The organism is Pseudomonas sp. 65/3-MNA-CIBAN-0223, assembly GCF_040310425.1.
Lineage (GTDB): Bacteria > Pseudomonadota > Gammaproteobacteria > Pseudomonadales > Pseudomonadaceae > Aquipseudomonas > Aquipseudomonas gregormendelii.
On the sequence record NZ_JBEOPV010000196.1, the window covers coordinates 1 to 263 of the forward strand.

Consider the following 263-nt stretch of genomic DNA (forward strand, 5'->3'; position numbering starts at 1 on the left):
GGCATGAACAGGTCGAGGCGCAGGCGCGGGCCGGTCGTCGCGTGCTGGCCCTGGCGCGGCGCAGGCTGCCGGCCGGCAAGGAGGCGATCGAGCATGCCGACGTTGCCAGCGAGCTGACACTGCTCGGGCTGGTCGGCATTATCGATCCGCCGCGTGACGAGGCGATCCGTGCGGTGGCGCAGTGCCGTGCAGCTGGCATTCGCGTGGTGATGATCACCGGCGACCACGGCGTGACCGCCAGTGCCATTGCCAGGCAGCTGGGC

Annotated in this window: 1 protein-coding gene; it reads left to right on the forward strand. The window is 71.1% G+C overall.

Going from position 1 to position 263, the window contains the following annotated elements; genetic code table 11:
* A partial coding sequence (locus AAEZ09_RS28535; RefSeq protein WP_350601702.1) for an HAD family hydrolase occupies window positions 1-263 on the forward strand: 263 nt, incomplete at both ends.